This is a genomic window from Synechocystis sp. IPPAS B-1465 (genome assembly GCF_003015225.1).
Classification (GTDB): domain Bacteria; phylum Cyanobacteriota; class Cyanobacteriia; order Cyanobacteriales; family Microcystaceae; genus Synechocystis.
The window spans coordinates 557,075-571,078 of sequence record NZ_CP028094.1 but is presented as its reverse complement, the minus strand read 5'-3'; the positions used below and the strand labels follow the sequence as shown (position 1 = coordinate 571,078).

Sequence of the window (14,004 nt, the reverse complement as noted above, 5' to 3'; positions counted from 1 at the left end):
ACTCCTAGCGTTGAATAAATTGCATCGCGGCGATCGCCCCGACAAAGAAGACAGAGGGCACCGCCAGGGTGTGAACCGCCAGCCAGCGCACCGTAAAAATGGGATAAGTAACCGGTTGATTAGGATTTTGGGTTGCCATTGTTAATTACCAACTAAAAAAGAACAATTAAATGTTTTATTGATTAAACTCTTGAATTTCCTGATTAATGTCGTAGCGTTCCTGGAGAATGGGCAACTCTTGACGGGTCTGGGTGAAATATTCATCGGGGCGGGGAGTGCCAAAAGCATCGTAGGCTAAGCCCGTGCTGACAAACAACCAACCAGCAATAAACAACATCGGGATGGTGATGCTGTGGATCACCCAGTAGCGAATGCTGGTGACAATATCGGAAAATGGACGCTCGCCGGTAGTCCCTGACATTTTGTGTTCTCCTTCAATTTTTCAAAACAACATTGACTGACAAATGCAAAGCAAGTAGAGTCTAGTCTACTATTTTGTGAGCCGCCTAGGGAACCATTGCCACCTCGGTGCTGGGGTTATATTTGAGCAAAATCCCATCCTGCCCCAACACAAATCCTTTTTCCGGACTGAGGAACACCACCCGATAAAGATTGGCTGGAATATCTTCTACCCCAGTGTCCTTGGCCCAGGTTTGCCCCCCGTCTTGACTCATCAAGAGGTTACCGCTGGCCCCCGCTACCCATACTTCTTCAGGGGTACGGAAAGACAGATCGAGCAGACCCCAACTACCTTTATCCTGGGGAGCAATCACATCGCTCCATTCCTCTGCATCGGGATCGGTGCTGAACTGGAGTTGTCCCCCCCGGGCCAACAGCCATAGTTGACCGTCCTTGCCATAGCCCATGGTCTGTAAGCGTCGGGAAGAATTGCGGTTATGGGGAGTCCATTCCGTTTGTCCCGGTGCCCAGGTGGAATAAAAATTACCCCGGGCTGACACCGCCACATAACGGCCATCGGTTGATCGTTGAATGGTGCGGGCTACTCCTACGGCCCCCTCCACCAAAGCTTTCCAGTTTTTGCCCCCATTGGTGGTTTTGTAAATAGCGCCCAAATCCGTAATCATCTCCGCCGTCTGGGGTCCCAGGGCAATAATACTGTAGGGAGCACCGGGCAGTTTCTCACTCAAGGGAATGCGGGCCCAGGTTTGGCCCCCATCGGTGGTGTGGAGCAAAATGGAAGGTTTACCTGTGATCCATCCCTCGTTGCCAGAGAAACTAACGGCGGAAAAACTAGCCTTTTCTTCCCCTAGGTCAATCAGCTTCTGCTCCCAGGTGTCACCGCCATCGGTGGTTTCAAAAATAGTCTCCTTGGTACCCACCAGCCAACCATGGTTCGGATCTTCCGTGAAGGCAATATCCGCAAAGGTAGAATCTGTTTCTAAAGCAATTTCTTGCCATGGATTGAAGGCCAAATCCGGCACATGGCTGCAGCTCACACAGAAAACGGCGATCGCCGCCACTAGGACAAGTTGCTTTAGTTGCTCAAACTTCAAACTGGGGAATTTAACAGGCATTGTGAACAGGAATAATCAACGAGTACAGCAAGGGCTCAGAGGGAAAATTGAAGCCTTATCCCATGCCGTAAAGGCTCAGGAAAAATAGGAAAATGACGAAAAGACTACCGAAAATTAGTAAATTCTTTTTACCACCACTCATACGGTTAAAACCAAAACCGTAGTTAAGGTTCTCGGCAAAACCAGAGGGAGCATCGGTCTCCCCGGTGCTGATGAAGTAGTTGCGGGGGGCGCCACACACCGGACATTTCCAATTAAGGGGTAGGGCCTCAAAGGGAGTGCCGGGGGAAACACTAGTCTTTTGATCCCCTTGGCTGGGAATGTAAACATAACCGCAGGCCCGGCATTCATGGTTTGGGGATGCCAACTCCGCCAGGGTCTTTTCAGGGGGACGCTCACTCATGGCTACTACAGCAGAGAACTGGGGGTAAATCTTTAGTAATCTTTGTTAAAAATTATGACATCTTCGCTACCCTTTTCCCCAGCCTTCTCAATGGGGATTCATCATTGGTTCACCGAATGTTTTGTCCAGACTGTGACTGGGGTTTTCCAACCTAACTTCCCTTCACCCAATGGGTTAAAGTGTGAGAAGTCTGAAAAAAGTTCCATAATTTAGCCATCGTTAGTCCCAATCCACCATGCACATCAGCGAACTGACCCACCCCAATGAGTTAAAGGGTTTATCTATCCGTGAGCTGGAGGAAGTTTCCCGGCAAATCCGAGAAAAACATCTCCAAACTGTGGCCACCAGCGGCGGTCATCTGGGGCCTGGGTTGGGAGTGGTGGAACTGACGGTGGCCCTATATTCCACTCTTGATTTAGACAAAGACCGGGTGATTTGGGATGTGGGACACCAAGCCTATCCCCACAAAATGTTGACGGGACGTTACCATGATTTCCATACCCTGCGGCAAAAAGATGGGGTGGCTGGTTACCTCAAACGCTCTGAAAGTCGTTTTGACCATTTTGGTGCTGGGCACGCTTCCACAAGTATTTCCGCTGGTTTGGGCATGGCTTTAGCTCGAGATGCCAAGGGGGAAGATTTTAAAGTAGTTTCCATCATTGGCGATGGTGCTTTAACCGGGGGCATGGCCTTGGAGGCAATCAACCATGCCGGGCATTTGCCCCATACCAGACTAATGGTGATTCTCAATGACAATGAGATGTCCATTTCCCCCAACGTGGGAGCCATTTCCCGTTATTTAAATAAAGTCCGCCTCAGCAGTCCGATGCAGTTTTTGACGGACAATCTGGAGGAACAGATCAAACACTTGCCCTTTGTGGGGGATTCCCTCACCCCGGAGATGGAAAGGGTCAAGGAGGGAATGAAACGTCTTGTTGTCCCCAAAGTGGGAGCGGTGATTGAAGAACTAGGATTTAAATATTTTGGTCCCATTGACGGTCATAGTTTACAGGAATTAATCGATACCTTTAAACAAGCGGAAAAAGTGCCTGGTCCGGTGTTTGTCCATGTTTCCACCACCAAGGGCAAGGGTTATGACTTAGCCGAAAAGGATCAAGTAGGCTACCACGCCCAAAGTCCTTTCAACCTTTCCACCGGTAAGGCCTATCCTTCTAGTAAGCCGAAACCCCCCAGCTATTCCAAGGTTTTTGCCCATACGTTGACTACCCTGGCCAAGGAAAATCCCAACATTGTCGGTATCACGGCTGCTATGGCGACGGGGACAGGGCTAGATAAACTCCAGGCCAAGCTACCCAAGCAGTATGTGGACGTGGGCATTGCGGAACAACACGCAGTTACTTTGGCGGCGGGCATGGCCTGCGAGGGCATTCGTCCAGTGGTGGCCATCTATTCCACCTTTTTGCAACGGGGTTACGACCAGATTATCCATGACGTTTGTATTCAAAAATTACCCGTATTTTTCTGCCTAGACCGGGCGGGCATTGTGGGGGCGGATGGGCCCACCCACCAAGGGATGTATGACATTGCCTATCTCCGTTGCATTCCCAATCTGGTGCTGATGGCTCCCAAGGATGAAGCAGAGTTACAACAAATGCTGGTTACTGGGGTTAACTACACCGGTGGGGCGATCGCCATGCGTTATCCCCGGGGTAATGGCATCGGGGTGCCCCTGATGGAGGAAGGTTGGGAACCGCTGGAAATTGGTAAAGCTGAAATTCTCCGGTCGGGGGATGATGTGCTTCTGTTGGGCTACGGCTCCATGGTCTATCCCGCTCTGCAAACAGCGGAATTACTCCACGAACACGGCATCGAAGCAACGGTGGTTAATGCCCGCTTTGTTAAACCACTAGATACGGAATTAATTTTGCCCTTGGCCGAGCGCATCGGCAAAGTGGTGACCATGGAAGAAGGTTGCCTCATGGGGGGCTTTGGCTCAGCAGTGGCGGAGGCCCTGATGGATAACAACGTGTTGGTGCCCTTGAAACGTTTAGGGGTGCCCGACATACTTGTGGACCATGCCACTCCGGAACAATCCACCGTTGACCTTGGTTTAACCCCAGCCCAGATGGCGCAGAATATTATGGCTTCACTGTTCAAAACTGAAACTGAATCAGTTGTCGCTCCTGGAGTTAGTTAGCAGGAATTTTGATACATTTTGCATTTGTCGAGGGGCATAGTGGTTTTAACACTCCCCCTTGCAAAGTTTGGGTTTGCCCCCAAATCCCCCAAATATTGGAGGATTTTTATCTATTTTCCTCACAAGTTTGAGGGAACCGGGGGCGTCTAACCTATTTAGTCGAACTTAAACCGATAGTTAGGCAACCCGCACAGGCTGGGCCACCAAGGCATCGGCCAGGCGACGGACAGCGGCCACCATGGCCACTTGGTCGTTCAATTGGTTAATGGCGGAACCAACCCCTACTCCACTGGCTCCAGCAGCGATCGCCATGGGAACGGTGACATCGGATAGGCCAGAAGCACATAGTACGGGGACATTAACGGCTCGACTGATAGCGTGGGCAGCGGCCAAAGTGGGAGCGGCTTTCTCAATCAAACCCAAAACTCCAGGGTGATGGGGTTCGGCACTGGTCCCCCCTTCAGTTTGGATGATGTCGGCTCCAGCGGCCACTAAAGCTTCGGCTAACTGTACCTGTTCGTCCAGAGCAAGGATGTGGGGCACGGTAACGGAGAGCAAAGTATGGGGCAACAATTGACGGGTGGCTTTGGTGAGGGCCAACACTTCCGGCCCTTCAAAACGACGACCCTGGGCGTAAAAACTGTCAAAGTTACCAATTTCCACCAAGTCAGCTCCGGCGGCCACCGCTTCGGCTAATAATTCTGCTTCCACCGCCGACACACAGATGGGCAAATCAATGGCGTGGCGCACCTGTTGGATCAATTGGCGATCGGCTGCAATGTCCACAAAAGTAGCTCCCCCAGCCTGGGCAGCCCGGGCCACGGCTAAAACATTGGCGCTATCGAAGTTATTTAAACCGCTAATTACCTTTAAGGCGGTACGATTTTCCAGGGCCTGGTGGAGTTGGGCAAGGTTTGCACTCATAGGATTACCAAAATGATTAATGCTAAATGGTAAGCCCCCCTAACCCTAACCGTTTGGGTCAGGCCAGGAAGACTCTCGGTGCCCAATCATAAAAGATGGGCTGTTGGTATCCATCTTACGTCTAACCCCTGCTATGGTTAAGCAAATTTTGTCTAAATCCTGGGGAGTGCCCCTGCTGTTGGCCATGGTGTGGCTTGGTAGCAACGGCCTTGATCGCCTGTGGCTAGGGATGGATCAAACGGTGCCAGCTTGGGACCAGAGTAACCACTTATCCTACGGCCTGGAATATTTGCAAGCCCTACGATCGCCGGAGTTTTTGAGCGGGGAATGGTGGCGGAGCTTTTGGATGTTGTCCCCCAAATATCCCCCTTTGACCTACATAGTCAATGCTCCTTTCCAGGGGCTAGGCGGCCCAGGTAGTGATCTGGCTTTACTGAGTAATTGGCTCTGGAGTGGCATTTTAATTCTCTCTGTGTACGGCTTGGGAAAAAAGCTCTTCAGCCGGGAAATTGGTCTGTGGGCAGTGGCCATCATGGTTTTGATTCCCCGTTTAATCCATAGTCGTTTGATTGTGTTGTTGGACAGTCCACTCCTGGCTTTTACCCTGTTGAGCTTTACCTGTCTGACCTATTGGAAAGAAGCTGAAGGTCGTCGTTCCCAATGGCTCTGGGCGATCGCCGCTGGAGTTGGGTTGGGACTGGGATTGCTCTCCAAACAAAGTATTATTTTCTATCTGTTTTTTCCCTTGGTGGGCTTGGGGCTGTGGAGCATTTGGACAAAGCAATGGCAACGGTTAGCCCAATTGCTAGTGGGTTTACTGGCAAGCATTCCCCTTTGGTATCCCTGGTATCGCACCAACTGGATTTATCTATTCAGCACCGCCCAAAATTCCAATGCCATCCCCGCCACTTTGGAGGGGGACCCTCCCGTCAATACCCTAGCCGCCTGGACTTACTACTGGCAGGATTTACCCAATGCCCTGTCCTGGGTCTGGTTAATACCGCCCTTGGTGGGGGTGATTTTGTCTTTGCTGAACCGTTTTCCTGCTTCATTGCAGATACCTAGTTGGCGGGAAGCGAAACCGGGGTTGCTGTGGCTGGGATATTACTACGGTGGCACTTATCTAATCTGCTCCGCCATTCAAAATAAGGATGACCGCTACATTTTGCCCTATTTGCCCATTGTGGCTATTTTTCTTGCCTTCGGTCTGACCCGTTGGTGTGGTCGTTGGTTGTGGGTGCGTTGGGGTACGTTGGCGATCACCATTTTGATTACCCTCGGCAACCTATTTCCCATTCCTGGTAGCAACGGCATTGTCCAAGCCCTCAACCCATCGGTGTTATTTCGTCCCGATTTCGTTTTGCCTGCCCCCAACACGGAAGTCATTACCGCTGCCATGGAAACCACCCCGGAGCAAAGAATTAATTTGGGTGTGATTCCCAACACCCCAGCTATTAATCCCAATACGGTGAATTATTATGGGGCGGCGGCGGATTTTCGGGCTTACGGTCGGGAATTGAGTCGTAACGGGGAAATTATTCAACAGGATCAGCAAAATTTTGACTGGTTCTTGACAAAAACTGGAGATAACTATTTAGCTGACCCAGTACAAGTGGAATTGGGAGAAACCATTGCCCAGAATGGTAATTTTACCGCTGTGCAAACCTGGCCTTTGCCCGATGGCAGTGAGTTGAACCTCTGGCACCGTCGCCAACCCAGGGTGGAGGTCAAACCCAGTCAAATTAATACTGAATTGCCGCAACTGACCAAAGTTGATTTACCCACCAGCGCCCCCCCCGGTCAACCCGTACCCATCACCTACCATTGGCAGGGCAATGGCGATCGCCTTAGTGAAGGGATTGTTTTGCTCACTTGGGAAAATGTTGCTGATCCTAAGCAAGTTTGGCTCCATGACCATGCCATTGGTTTGGGTGAATTGCTTCCTACCGACAATGGGCAAGCCGTTGAAGTAATTGAAAGGACAGCCATGGCGCCCCAGGCGGATCTACCTCCGGGGGATTACCGTTTAAAAGGGCAATGGCTAGATCCCAGCACTATGACGGCCCAACCCTTACCTTTACCAGACATTACCCTAACCTTAGCTGCCGATGCTCCAGCTTTGCCTGCTCCACCATTGGATTTTGTCAGCCAACTGTACCATTTAGCGCAAAATTTGCAGCAGGGCATTGCTGGGCTAGATCCAGTTTTTGCCCAGGTTGACCGGATTAATTTATACGATCCTCGCCACGACTATCTGCGGCAGGGGGATGCTAGTTGGACCTATCGCCTCAGCCAAAATCCCGTTGATGCTCTCCGTTTAACCTATGCCCAAGTTTTGGCCCGGGTATTGCAGGAAAATCCTCCCCAGGCGATCGCCGCTTTGCAATCTTTGGTCAAACTAGATCCCGAAAATCCCTACGCCCACGCTTATTTAGCCTTTGTTCATCTTTACGACTGGCAAGGATACCAGGGGGAACAGGCCCTCAAACCCGCCTTGGCCCTGGCTCCCGATAACCCTGAAATTAATGGCCTCCAGGCGATCGCCCTCTTTATGCAGGGAAAAATTTGGCCCGCCTGGCAAACGGTTGAGCAATCTGGGCTGCTCAATTAGTTACCCCGGTGACCCTTTAAAAAGGTTTGCAACGTTTAAGTTGCGCTTTAAGAAGTCGTCAACGAACGATCTACCTAACACCAGTGAGACAAAGATCCATGGGGCTATGGTTAATCCCGTGCTTCGGAAACTTACCTAGAACTTTTCAAACATTTTCCTAGAAAATCCCCATAAACATTATTAAAATAAAGGCCATGAAAAATGCTAAGGAAAAAGCAACAAATCCCAACCAAGGTTCATGGTTGATGCGGTCTAGATACTTGTTGACCTTTTCATCTTTATCTTCTGGGTGCCAAATCATCGGTTTCATGGTTTTATCCTCTTGGATAATAAAAAAACACATACTTAAGAATATTTAATTCTTAAGCTTTTTTACCCTAGCTACAAGGTATGAATGATTTCTTAGGAGAGATTGACAACATTAATCACTGCGCCATCACTTATGTAAGCCCCCGTTAAGTCTGCCTCGCTAAAATCTGTATTTGTTAGGTTGGCTTCGATCAAGTTCACACCGCGCAAATCTGCTCCCCGAAGACTAGCTTCAGACAAGTTCGCTTTTCGTAAGTCTGCCCCCCCTAGTTTTGCCCCCGATAGATCTGCATTGGTTAGATCTGCCCCCACTAAATTTGCACCACTAAGGTCTGCATTACTCAAATCAGCATAAATCAAACACACCTCCGTCATATTAGCTAAAGCAAGATTGGCGTTTTTTAAGGTTGCACTGTCAAGCTGTGCACGGGTTAAGTTTGCACCACCGAGGTCTACGAAAATTAGTTGTGCTCCGATTAGGCTTGCATTGGACAAACAGACTCTGACCAAGTTTATATGACTAAAATCCCTTTGTCCTTGCGCGTAACACCGAAGAATTTCCTGGGCATCCATAGTTTTCATCCTTTTCTACACAGCGACTTTTTTTGCTTTAAATCACACCGACTTTTTGCACTTAATTTTAAAAACACTCTTCTCCCATTGTAACTCAAATTTTATTTATGGCTAGATACAGAAACGTTGAATATCGATACAAAATTTAACATTTATTGCTGCAAAGTCTCGGGAGTAAATCGTACATTAAATTTACGAAAAAATAGCTGTAGGTATCAAGCACAATTTATTGCTATGTAAGGGCTTATTTCCAAAGAAAAATTAAAGAAAGTAGAGGAGAAACGAATTGGTTTTGGCGAATCCCTATGGTGGAGGAGTAGGATTTTAGTAGTTCCGATGAGTGGTCCAACCAATGCCGGAAATAGTCAGCGCCAGCCCTGTGCCAGTGATATGAGTGGTGCAGAGTGGATGAAAAAACTGATAGGGGCATTGGGTCGACTGTAGTGCTGACATTGGGCCACCTTTTTGGCCACTCCAGGCAGGAGCCCGTCCGCTAACTTTGCTGAAATTTTGCTTAATTTTGCGTCTTGATCTACGGGGATTTCAGACCGTTGCCGTTAAAATTAGGGCTAGTGATTAATTGTGACCCTGACTGGTAATCTATGCCTCCTCGTTGGCCCCGTAAACCCGACCGTAATGACCCTGCCTTTCGCCGTTTGGATGACCGGATGAATTTTGCTGTCCATGTGGCAGTATTTTTAGCGATTAACTCTGGCCTATGGTTTGTTCATAACTTAAACAAGGCCGATTGGTCTTGGTTGACACCTCTTTCGGGCATCTGGCTAGGGGGTTTGCTTTTGCACCTGTTGTACATTGCCGTTATTGCCGATTATTCCCCTGCCACTGGTAAGAGTTAAGGGCTTTAGCTAGACTGAACCAAATATTCCGGACTGTTAGTTTCTCAGCAATGGAATCTCAACTGCAATTCCCCATTTCCCCTAGCGAAGTTCTGTCCGAACTTTATGAGCAAGATCCCGCCCAATGGCTTGAGGTGACGGTGAGCTTATTTCGGCAAAATTCCCTGGCGGAGGTGGACTGGGTTCATTTGATTGAGGAGTTGGAGAGCTTGGGAAGACAGGATCGTAATCGAGTCGCCTATCTGTTGGAACAGTTAATTCGCCATTGTCTGCTATTGCAATACTGGCAGGAAGAACGGGGACGTAACGGCAACCATTGGCGGGCTGAGATTCAAAGTTTTCGCACCCAACTTCGTCGCTGTCTAACTACCACCTTGAAAAATTATCTGGAGGAAGAATTGCCCCAGATTTATCAAGGTGCCCTAGGCTATGTGCAAGAGAAAACCGGCCATGGTGTGGATTTTCCTCTAACCTGTCCCTATAGCCTGCAACAGTTACTAGAATCTTCTCCCCCCAATTAACCAAGGAAATAGCCACCATGAGTTATCGGATGGACCGCCACAGCTACGCCCACACCTTTGGTCCCACAGTGGGAGATAAGGTACGACTGGCGGATACGGAATTATTTATCGAAGTAGAACAGGATTACGCCACCTATGGCGATGAAGTGAAGTTTGGTGGCGGCAAGGTAATTCGGGATGGCATGGGGCAATCCCCTTTAAGCAGGGCAGAAGGGGCGGTGGATGTGGTGATCACCAATGCGTTGATTTTGGATTGGTGGGGCATTGTCAAAGCTGATGTGGGCATTAAGAACGGTCGCATTTACGCCATTGGTAAGGCAGGCAACCCCCATATCCAAGACAATGTTTCCATAATCATTGGCCCCAGCACCGAGGCGATCGCCGGGGAAGGAATGATTTTAACGGCGGGGGGAATTGACGCCCATGTGCATTTTATTTGCCCCCAACAGATTGAAACGGCCTTAGCGTCGGGCGTTACCACTCTGGTGGGGGGAGGCACCGGGCCGGCGGCGGGCACCAAGGCCACTACCTGCACTCCTGGGGCTTGGAATATTCACCGCATGTTACAGGCGGCCGATGGTTTTCCCATTAACTTGGGCTTTTTGGGTAAGGGCAATGGCAGTCAACCGGCTGCCTTAGCAGAACAAATCAAGGCCGGGGCGATCGGGCTCAAACTCCATGAAGATTGGGGCACCACCCCAGCGGCGATCGACAACTGTTTGGGCGTGGCTGAAGACTACGACGTCCAGGTGGCTATCCACACCGACACCCTCAACGAAGCGGGATTTGTGGAAACCACCATTGCCGCCCTGAAAAATCGAGTTATTCACACCTATCACACCGAAGGAGCCGGGGGAGGCCACGCACCGGACATTATCAAAATTTGTGGAGAATTGAACGTTCTCCCTTCCTCCACCAATCCCACCCGACCCTACACTATCAACACCCTGGAAGAACATCTAGACATGTTAATGGTGTGCCATCACCTGCACCGTAATATTCCCGAAGATGTGGCCTTTGCCGAGTCTCGAATCCGTCGGGAAACCATTGCGGCGGAGGATATTCTCCATGACCTGGGGGCCTTTAGCATCATTTCTTCCGATTCCCAAGCCATGGGCCGGGTGGGGGAAGTTATCTGTCGTACTTGGCAAACGGCCCACAAGATGAAAGTGCAACGGGGCCAATTACCGGGGGAAACAGGCAATAATGATAATCTTCGGGCCAAACGTTACGTGGCAAAATACACCATCAATCCTGCCATTACCCATGGCATTTCCGAGGAGATTGGTTCAGTGGAAGTGGGCAAGTTAGCGGATCTCTGCCTCTGGAGTCCCGCCTTTTTTGGGGTTAAACCCGAATTAGTTATTAAAGGCGGCATAGTCGCCTACGCCCAAATGGGGGATGCCAATGCTAGTATTCCCACGCCTCAGCCAGTACATATGCAGCCGATGTTTGCTAATTATGGTGGGGCGATCGCCGCCACAAGTGTGACCTTTGTTTCCCAAAAAGCGGCCAAAAAAGATATTGGCGAAAAATTGGGACTGAGCAAGCCGTTGGTGGCGGTGAAAAATATTCGCCAGTTAACCAAACGGGATCTGAAACTGAATAATTATTTGCCCCACATTGAAGTAGATCCAGAAACCTACGAAGTGCGAGCCGACGGAGAATTACTCACCTGTGAGCCAGCATCAGTGTTGCCCATGGCCCAACGTTACTTCTTATTTTAGTAACTTTTGGAGCTGTTTTTGGCCATCTACCAATCTGCTACGATGGCTTTAAATTAGCCCCCCTTAAACAATATTTTATTAACATTTTATAAACAAAGTTTCCAGGAAATATGGCTGTTGAACCCATTCCCCCAATCACGTTGCCCCCACTCCAAGACCCTGTGCAAGAGGGCGATTGGTTGCGTCAAGGATTACAACAATGGCTTAATCAAGAATTTATTCCCGAAGGAATTAATGCCACCATTGCGGAACGGGCCGCTCAAATTTTTGTGCGTCAACGATTGGAAGGGGAAAATGATTTAGGTTCCCTAGTGATTGCCATTGTGACTGAAATGCAGGCTTTTGATTTTCGGGAAAGTTTTTTTAGTGAATTTGCAGTGGCCAATGCTGTTAGTGATCTAATCTTAGAAAGTTTAGGCTATGAAACCTGTTGTGGCCAGTCTTAAATTGAGTACAATTTTAGGGTTTTCAACCATGTTTTCTAGAATAATTTACTGGGAAATTTAGTTAGAAGTTTTAGTAAATTTTTCGTATTATTAGTGAGCAAAGTACGGCGGTAAGTATCGGCGGCTTTTTTAATCGCTTCGGCCTGGGTGGGATAGGGATGGATCACCCCGGCTAATTTGCTTAAGCCAATTTTATTAACAATAGCCGTGGTAATTTCAGAAATCATTTCCCCGGCATGGGAGGCAACAATGGTAGCACCTAAAATTTCATCACTGTTGGCTACGTGGATAATTTTCAAAAATCCCTCTGTCTCGTCAGCGGCGATCGCCCGGTCAACCTGGGAAAAGGGAATTTTAATAATTTTATAGCCTATGTCTAAGGCCTCAGCCATAGTTTCATTTAATCCTACATGGGCAATTTCTGGGTCGGTGTAGGTTACCCAAGGCATGGTTAAACTGCTTAGTTTACTGCGTCCTAAACCGAAGGGAGAAAAGAGAGTATTTTTAATCACAATGCGGGCGGCGGCATCGGCGGCATGGGTGAATTTCCAGTCCATACAAATATCCCCGGCGGCATAAATTTGCGGGCTGGTAGTTTGCAAATAATCGTTGACTTTCACTCCTCGGCGATCAAATTTTACCCCCACAGCCTCTAAGTTTAATTCCTCCACATTAGGGGCTCGCCCTGCACCAACCAGAATTTCATCCACTACAATGGTGCCAGAATCGCCATTAGCCCTGTAATGCAAAACTTTACCCCGATCAGTTAATTCTGCCCGTTCCAATTTGGCGTTTAAAATTAGTTCAATGCCATCTTTGATTAAGGATTCCTGTACAATCGCCGCCGCTTCCGGATCTTCTTTGTTCAACAAATGACTACCCCGATGAAAGAGCGTAACTTGCGCCCCCAATCGTTGAAAAGCTTGGGCTAACTCACACCCAATCGGGCCACCTCCAATGACCCCTAGGCGATCGGGGCATGCCGTTAAGGAAAACACTGTTTCATTAGTTAAAAATCCGACTTCTTCTATGCCAGGAATGTTAGGTTTAACCGCTTTCGCTCCAGTGGCAATTATGGCTTTTTTGTAGTTAAGAATAGCCCCTCCCACCTCAATTTGATTATTACGAACAAAATGTCCTTCTCCAAGAAAAACATCAATGCCCAAATCCCGAAATCTTTGAGCAGAGTCATGGTGGCTAATGCCGGTCCTAATTTGACGCATTCTCGCCATCACAGCGGGAAAATCAATTTCAATGCTGTCTGGTTTTTTGATGCCTAAACTATTAGCATTATTCATTACTCCTACCACCCTTGCGGAGCTAATTAGGGCCTTAGAAGGAATGCAACCAAAGTTGAGACAATCGCCCCCCATCAAATGCTTTTCAATTAAAGCAACTTTAAGACCAATACCTAAACCCGCTGCCCCAGCAGCTACGACTAAACCAGCGGTGCCAGCTCCAATAACTACCAGGTCATATTGATCTTTAGGAGAAGGATTAATCCAGTCCGGAGGATGAACATGGGCTAGTAATTGTTGGTTGTATCTATCTTGGGGAGTAATGTCAATACTAGAGACAGTAGAATTATTCATAAGGATTAATTGTTTAATGAAAAATTATTTAGAATTGAATTAAATTTTGGAGTATTAATCTGAATCTTAAGTTGTTGATTTATGACAAATTCCTCAATGAGCTTAGAGCATATTTGGAAAGTTGGGTTTTGGCTGTTTAATCCCCCCTAGCCCCCCTTGAGAAGGGGGGAACTGCCGTAAAATTCTCCTTTTTAAGCCGGAGCTTTAGTGAGGAGATTTAGGGGGATAAATACCTAGTCTTGTAATTTTCAAACGCTTTCTTAGATAACGATGGATACGTGAATGTAAATGAAAAAACAAGCGAAATCCCTATCAATGGACACGGTAGAGAGAATAATCAAAAATTAT

The 14,004-nt window shown here is 48.4% G+C and carries 14 protein-coding genes; 6 read left to right on the top strand and 8 right to left on the bottom strand.

Annotated features, from left to right (window positions below; all coding sequences use genetic code 11):
- Positions 1 to 4: 4 nt before the first annotated feature.
- The 4 genes from psbF to C7I86_RS02665 all read right to left on the bottom strand — a co-directional run bounded on the left by psbF (position 5) and on the right by C7I86_RS02665 (position 1,938).
- Positions 5 to 139: a cytochrome b559 subunit beta gene (psbF, locus tag C7I86_RS02680; protein WP_010871722.1), complete on the bottom strand. Its 135-nt coding sequence runs from the start codon at positions 137 to 139 to the stop codon at positions 5 to 7.
- A gap of 36 nt (positions 140 to 175) precedes the next feature.
- Positions 176 to 421, bottom strand: coding sequence for a cytochrome b559 subunit alpha (gene psbE / locus C7I86_RS02675; RefSeq protein WP_010871721.1), 246 nt, complete (start codon positions 419 to 421; stop codon positions 176 to 178).
- An 85-nt stretch (positions 422 to 506) separates the two neighbouring features.
- Positions 507 to 1,535, bottom strand: a complete 1,029-nt coding sequence (locus C7I86_RS02670; protein ID WP_010871720.1) for a photosynthesis system II assembly factor Ycf48 — start codon at positions 1,533 to 1,535, stop codon at positions 507 to 509.
- A 55-nt stretch (positions 1,536 to 1,590) separates the two neighbouring features.
- A complete protein-coding gene (locus tag C7I86_RS02665; protein ID WP_010871719.1) occupies positions 1,591 to 1,938 on the bottom strand; it encodes a rubredoxin in 348 nt (115 codons plus the stop codon).
- Positions 1,939 to 2,173: 235 nt separating this feature from the next.
- On the opposite strand from C7I86_RS02665, the gene dxs reads away from it, so the two are divergent.
- Positions 2,174 to 4,096: a 1-deoxy-D-xylulose-5-phosphate synthase gene (dxs, locus tag C7I86_RS02660; protein ID WP_010871718.1), complete on the top strand. Its 1,923-nt coding sequence runs from the start codon at positions 2,174 to 2,176 to the stop codon at positions 4,094 to 4,096.
- Positions 4,097 to 4,273: 177 nt separating this feature from the next.
- On the opposite strand, the gene C7I86_RS02655 is transcribed toward dxs, so the two are convergent.
- Complete coding sequence (locus C7I86_RS02655) at positions 4,274 to 5,020, bottom strand: DUF561 domain-containing protein (protein ID WP_010871717.1); 747 nt, start codon at positions 5,018 to 5,020, stop codon at positions 4,274 to 4,276.
- Between the two features lie 133 nt (positions 5,021 to 5,153).
- Here C7I86_RS02655 and C7I86_RS02650 point away from each other — a divergent pair, with 133 nt between their 5' ends.
- Positions 5,154 to 7,631 carry a phospholipid carrier-dependent glycosyltransferase gene (locus tag C7I86_RS02650; protein ID WP_010871716.1) on the top strand — a complete coding sequence of 826 codons (2,478 nt, stop codon included), beginning with the start codon at positions 5,154 to 5,156 and terminating at the stop codon, positions 7,629 to 7,631.
- Positions 7,632 to 7,788: 157 nt separating this feature from the next.
- On the opposite strand, the gene C7I86_RS02645 is transcribed toward C7I86_RS02650, so the two are convergent.
- Together C7I86_RS02645 and C7I86_RS02640 are read right to left on the bottom strand one after the other, a co-directional pair.
- Entirely contained in the window at positions 7,789 to 7,941 is a 153-nt protein-coding gene (locus C7I86_RS02645) for a hypothetical protein (RefSeq protein WP_020861463.1), read from the bottom strand.
- 92 nt (positions 7,942 to 8,033) lie between these two features.
- The gene (locus C7I86_RS02640; RefSeq protein ID WP_010871714.1) at positions 8,034 to 8,522 is read right to left on the bottom strand and encodes a pentapeptide repeat-containing protein; all 489 of its coding nucleotides are present in this window, start codon (positions 8,520 to 8,522) and stop codon (positions 8,034 to 8,036) included.
- A 593-nt stretch (positions 8,523 to 9,115) separates the two neighbouring features.
- On the opposite strand from C7I86_RS02640, the gene C7I86_RS02635 reads away from it, so the two are divergent.
- The 4 genes from C7I86_RS02635 (at position 9,116) to C7I86_RS02620 (ending at position 12,064) form a co-directional block, all read left to right on the top strand.
- Positions 9,116 to 9,370 carry a 2TM domain-containing protein gene (locus tag C7I86_RS02635; RefSeq protein ID WP_010871713.1) on the top strand — a complete coding sequence of 85 codons (255 nt, stop codon included), beginning with the start codon at positions 9,116 to 9,118 and terminating at the stop codon, positions 9,368 to 9,370.
- Between the two features lie 50 nt (positions 9,371 to 9,420).
- Complete coding sequence (locus tag C7I86_RS02630) at positions 9,421 to 9,891, top strand: DUF29 domain-containing protein (protein WP_010871712.1); 471 nt, start codon at positions 9,421 to 9,423, stop codon at positions 9,889 to 9,891.
- A 17-nt stretch (positions 9,892 to 9,908) separates the two neighbouring features.
- The gene (gene ureC / locus C7I86_RS02625) at positions 9,909 to 11,618 is read left to right on the top strand and encodes an urease subunit alpha (protein ID WP_010871711.1); all 1,710 of its coding nucleotides are present in this window, start codon (positions 9,909 to 9,911) and stop codon (positions 11,616 to 11,618) included.
- A gap of 110 nt (positions 11,619 to 11,728) precedes the next feature.
- The gene (locus C7I86_RS02620) at positions 11,729 to 12,064 is read left to right on the top strand and encodes a hypothetical protein (RefSeq protein WP_010871710.1); all 336 of its coding nucleotides are present in this window, start codon (positions 11,729 to 11,731) and stop codon (positions 12,062 to 12,064) included.
- Positions 12,065 to 12,099: 35 nt separating this feature from the next.
- On the opposite strand, the gene C7I86_RS02615 is transcribed toward C7I86_RS02620, so the two are convergent.
- Positions 12,100 to 13,656 carry a mercuric reductase gene (locus C7I86_RS02615; RefSeq protein WP_010871709.1) on the bottom strand — a complete coding sequence of 519 codons (1,557 nt, stop codon included), beginning with the start codon at positions 13,654 to 13,656 and terminating at the stop codon, positions 12,100 to 12,102.
- Positions 13,657 to 14,004: the final 348 nt, after the last annotated feature.